Raw genomic sequence first — 5,029 nt, 5'->3', positions numbered from 1 at the left:
GCGAGATCACCATCGAGGTCAAGTCCTCGGCCTACCTACAGCTGTGGGATCAGAAGAAGATCAGCACGCTCAACTTTTCGGGCCTCCAGGGAACGAGGTACAACCCCCGAGCCCCGGGCGACGGCTCCGACCCGTTGGGGCGGCGTCTGAACGCCATGGTCTATGTCTTCTGCGTGCAGATGGCGACCGAACACCGATTCTACGACCAGTTGGATGTGTCTCAATGGGACTTCTACGTGGTGTCACGCAGCGCCATTGCCGAGACGAAGCTTCAGAGTCTCGGCATTGAACGCGTGAAACTGCTGTCGCACGGCCCAACTGCTTGGGACGACCTGAAGGCGGCCGTCACAGCAGCAGCCGTCGACCAAGCCCGGGACGATGACGCCGTGTGGTGGGCTCCGGAGGGGGCGCCTGATCTCACGTGAAGCCGCAGCTAGTCCAGGTGCCGCAGAGTTCGCTCAAAACGTCGGGCTCAGGGGTTCGCTGAACCGGCAATAAGTAAGTTCATTCCGGCCGTGACCAGCGGCGGACCCGCGAAAACTGCCACGGTCGTCCCGGCAAGGATTCCGAAGAGCCGCCAGGCAGTATTGCGGAAACGCGCCGTGCGCACTTCTCGGTCAAGCACCGCGAAGACGACCATCGGGTTCTCTGTCGCCGGAAAGAGGGGTGCCACCGGCCATGTGGCAGGGTCGTTGATGAGCGCCCCGAGCTCGGCAAGCTGACTGGAATCGAGAATGGTCGGACGAGACAGGAGCCAGCGACGCAAACCGGTGTCTGCCACGATCTTGACCAGTTCAGGTTTCGTCTTGATGGTGAGCGTCTTGGCGCTGACCACCACAACGGTCGCCTGCACGGCGGGGAGTAGAGGCATCCGCTGCTGAAGCATCTTCGTGACACGGCTGGCCTCGCTTTCGGCGTTGCGAATGTGCGGCAGTTTGTGCCCGGACACCATGAGGGTTCGTGCGCCGACCCAGACAGCCTTGCCCCGATGATGCTTGGTGTTGAGGGTAAAAATGCCGCCCGGTCCGATGACGAGGTGGTCGATGTCCGAACCCTTGGTGCCGATGGGGAGGGCATGGAATGCCCGCCATTCCGGAGGCAGGGATGCGAGGATCTTGCCGACGGCGATCTCGCCGACCGCGCCTAGGTACCAACTGATGCTGTCGTCGGCGAGGGGGGAGAAACCGAAAATGCGTCCGAATGCGTTTCGGGTCGGCGTGGTGCTGTGGTTTCGAAGCAGCTCTTCGACGACCGCTTGGCCGGCGTGCTGCTCCCCCATCGGTGGCGATTGAATCGTCACGGATCCCCTATCTCAGTGTTGACCTGGTCTACAAGCTCAGGGTAACGGCTCTGACCCTCGTATGGGGGTGGAATCATGCACCAACCAGGCTCACTCCACCGGGACACTTCCGACAGTGATGGGCTGCAAGCCGGACTACCTCGGCAGTGCGAGTATGCCCTTGCACCGCGGATAGTGCCGGCAGCCTAAGAACGGTCCTCGTTTGCCCCTGCGCTCGACCATGAACGTGCGGCCGCACCTCGGACAGACGATCGATTCGAGGGCCTCGCCGATGGCGTTGGTGCGCACGATCCCGTGGTCACGAATCAATTCCATCAGGAACGGAGATTCCCGGTTCTTGACGGTGACCAGCAGCACGCCGCGCCGAGCTCGTGTCATGGCTACGTAGAAGAGCCTGCGTTCCTCGGCCCGGCTGAAGTCCTCGGCGGCCGGCATCGCCATGCGCAGCACCGGGTCATTCGGGATGGTGCTCGGGAAGCCCCACTTACCCGAGACCATGCCCGGAATGATGATGTAATCGGCTTCGGCACCTTTCGACGCGTGGATGGTCATGAACGTCACGTCGAGAAGATCCGAGAGGTCGCCACAGTCCGGCAGGTAGTCGATCTGATGCCGGTATCGTCCCAGCACAAACACCGTGACCTTGATGCCCACCGCCTGGGGAATCCTTCCCCTGGCGATCTGGGTGTGGAGCGCTTTCAGGCGGTGATGAATGGCCTTCTTAACGGCTTCATCGGTATCGACGGAAACGGCACCAATCGTCGGCGGGAATTCCGCAGCGGACGACACGACCCGCTTGACCAGCTGACTCGGGTTCTGCAGCACAAAATCGCTGGACACATCCGCTACCGACTGAGGAAACCGGAACGTACGCTCCAGTCGCATCACCTCGCTGGGGCCGAACAACTTCTCGAACCCGGTCATCACCGACAGGTCAGCGCCCGCGAACCGGTTGATGCTCTGCCAGTCGTCACCGACGGCGAACAGATGACGCCCCGGTTTTGCCACAAGGGCACGGGCCAGCCGGGCCCGTGCGTGGCTGGCGTCCTGGAACTCGTCCACCATCACCAGCTCATAGGGGCTCTCCCAATCACCGGCCTCGAGGTGATCTGCCGACACATTGAGCATGTCCTCGAAGTCAATACATCCTTCCGCGGCCAACTTCTCGTCCCAAGCCCGCCGAATCGGCGCGAATAGGCGCAAGAACGCTGCGTCCCTGAACCTCACCTGACCCTGCGTTTGCTCGTCGAGGCGCTCCCGCAGCTGGTCGTCGCTCAGGCGATTGCTCTTGGCGTGTGTGAGAAAAGACCGAAACGTCTGAAGCAGACGGCCGTACTCCGTGGCCGGCTGACCGGCGAGCAGTCGCTCGGAGTCCGCCTGCAAACGGATGCCGCGCTCGGTCAGCTCGTGTGCCAGATGGCTAAGCCCCTCGCCGCTCCAGAGCTCCGCCATTGTCGTCTCCAGAAGCGTCGTGCCGTGGCGGCGGTGGGTCTCTCGCTTCCACTGCATGCCCTCGAGGTAACCGACGAACTCCTCAGGCGCCTGACCGTTCTCGTCGACCGCCCAGTGTTCGTGGTACGCGTCGATCTGCGGGTAGTAGAAATCCGGATGGTACTGCCGGTGCTCTGAATCGGCGGTGTCAACCTCGTACTCGCGTTCATAGACGTACTCGACACCGTTGAAGTAGAGCCAGTCGGCGATCATCCGTTCGCCCGTGCTCCTGACCCGCTCCCCCTGCGCGGTGAGGAAGGCCGGCGCTTGAGCAACGGTGACGCGCTCGGCTTCCGGGTCGGGATAGTCCCGAGCAAGCACCGCCCGAAAGAAGTCCCAATGAATGCGAAAGGGCGGATTGGTTGCGCGGAGCACGTCCACGATTCGCCCCAACTGGGCGAGGTCTCCCCCGCCGTCCAGCCACGGCGCCAGCGTTGGCTTACGGCCGGTAGCCTTCCCAATGATCTCGAGACCGAAGGCGTGGAACGTCTTGGCGACGACCCTATTCGCGTCAAGTCCCAGGGGCGCCAAGCGTTTCTGGGTGCGCACGCCCAGCTCTTTCGCCGCCGCGTTGTTGAACGCCAGCATCAGGATCTTCTCTGGCGCGATCAAATTGCGGTGGAGGGCGTAGCCGGCCTTGGCGACCATAGTCGAGGTTTTGCCGGATCCGGCCGAGGCGACCACCAGCATCCTGTTGTCAAAGCAAACCACTGCTCGAGTTTGCTCCGGCGTCAGTGGGGACGATTCCACGTTTTCAAAGAAGGTGCGACAAGCTTCGAGCTCGTTGTCGTAGCGGCTTTCGTTCTGCGCTGCGATGAAGGTAGGCAGGTCGTCTTGCCATATCTTGATCGTCTCGCGTGCGACTGCGTCGAGGCCTGAGATGTGCTGCTGCAGATCGGCGTTCTCAAGCAGGGAACCGAAGCCGACTGCTGCCTTCCTCACGACCCAGTGCGACGAGAATTCTCTCGTCAACCAGCCCTTTGTCTTAAGACCCACCGCGACTGCGGTGACAAACGCCTCCGTGAAGAGGCGCACTTGATTCGCGGCGCGGTCAAATTCCGCGGTCAGCTCTAGAAGTCGTTTGGATTCATGTGCAGTGATCCGTACCGCAGCGAAACTCTTTGCGAGAGCGGATGCTCGGCGGTTAGGGATACCTCGTAAAAGGAACGAACCGTCGGGATGCCCCAGTTCGATGGTCGACCAGATCGCGCCTCGGGTCACGTTCAGGCCGCCGAATGTCTCCATGGCGGGCCGCACGGTTTCGCCATCGACAGTGATGTGGGCGTGGAGTTCGTCGAGAGTTAGAGTCCAATCACCGGACACGGTGAATCTCTTGCCGAGCGCCGATGGGTGCCAGCTCTTGTTCCCCCGCGTCGCGTCAATCTTTTGCTGCCCCGCTATTGTTCCCGCGTCGCTGACGTCTCGTGCCATTGTGATCCCCCGATCCTCATTTGAATCTAGCGGCTTTCGCAGGCCGGGATCAGCGAGCCGTTCGAACGATCTTAGAGTTCGCCGACGGCGCGAGCGGCGGCATCCGCCCCGACGAGCTCAAGGTGACGTTCGGCTTCAGCGGCGGCTGGCTCGGAGGGGTCGATAAGCTACGCCGTTCCCGGACATCGAGACAGTTCAGGCAAGATTCTGACGGACTACCCCCGTCCGTCCGTCGCCGTCGACACCGCAGTGCTCACCGTGAAAGACGGTGGTCGGCAAGCCGGCGAGGCTGTTCCGGCACGCGGAGGCCTGAGCTCCTCCATTCGCCGAGCCCTCGTTTCGTCACGTGGCGCGCGTCTCCGCTTGCCTCTGGGCCCGCGCGACGGCGAGGGTCAATCGACGATGGGGCGACCGGTAACGACGGCCATCTTCGCGAGAAGCGCCCGCTCGGCGAGCTGGGCGATCTTCTTCGTTGCGGGAGAAAGAAAAGCCGTTTCCCGCTGAACCAGTGCAATGGTGTCGTAGAGCGGGTCTGCGAATCGAAACGTGCGGATGTTCTTCGGAAAGTTCGCGCTGTGGGCGACGGTTCGGCTGACGATGGAGTCTCCGGCCCCTGTGGCGACAAGGTTTATGGCCGTTTCAACGTGTTCGACCTCAATCCCCACATCAATTTTCACACCCGCGATCTGCGCACGTTCGAGCAGCTGACGACGGGTGGGGTCCTTCCATCCGCAGTGAGCGTCGTAGAGCACAAGGTTCGCCTTGGCGAACTCTTCGATTGTGACGTCAGGAGCCCGGACATCCCGC

Annotated in this window: 4 protein-coding genes; 1 reads left to right on the top strand and 3 read right to left on the bottom strand. The window is 62.1% G+C overall.

Going from position 1 to position 5,029, the window contains the following annotated elements; genetic code table 11:
- The coding region (locus JF66_RS23470; protein ID WP_197059301.1) for a hypothetical protein at positions 1-425 on the top strand (425 nt) is incomplete at its 5' end.
- A gap of 47 nt (positions 426-472) precedes the next feature.
- Here the strand turns inward: JF66_RS23470 and JF66_RS03010 are convergent.
- The 3 genes from JF66_RS03010 to JF66_RS03000 form a co-directional block, all read right to left on the bottom strand.
- The gene (locus tag JF66_RS03010) at positions 473-1,300 is read right to left on the bottom strand and encodes a nuclease-related domain-containing protein (protein ID WP_156109627.1); all 828 of its coding nucleotides are present in this window, start codon (positions 1,298-1,300) and stop codon (positions 473-475) included.
- 135 nt (positions 1,301-1,435) lie between these two features.
- The gene (locus JF66_RS03005; protein ID WP_051973051.1) at positions 1,436-4,222 is read right to left on the bottom strand and encodes a UvrD-helicase domain-containing protein; all 2,787 of its coding nucleotides are present in this window, start codon (positions 4,220-4,222) and stop codon (positions 1,436-1,438) included.
- Between the two features lie 392 nt (positions 4,223-4,614).
- Positions 4,615-5,029: LysR family transcriptional regulator substrate-binding protein (locus JF66_RS03000; RefSeq protein ID WP_035875031.1), on the bottom strand; the 415-nt coding region annotated here is incomplete at its 5' end.

It is taken from the genome of Cryobacterium sp. MLB-32, assembly GCF_000738085.1.
Classification (GTDB): domain Bacteria; phylum Actinomycetota; class Actinomycetes; order Actinomycetales; family Microbacteriaceae; genus Cryobacterium.
The sequence above is the reverse complement of the archived record's forward strand: the minus strand, read 5'-3'. Positions and strand labels throughout refer to the sequence as shown.

What these genes read in the sequence shown, in the direction of transcription:
- JF66_RS03005 (WP_051973051.1), bottom strand. Translation starts at nt 4,222, where the DNA reads ATGGCACGAGACGTCAGCGACGCGGGAACAATAGCGGGGCAGCAAAAG.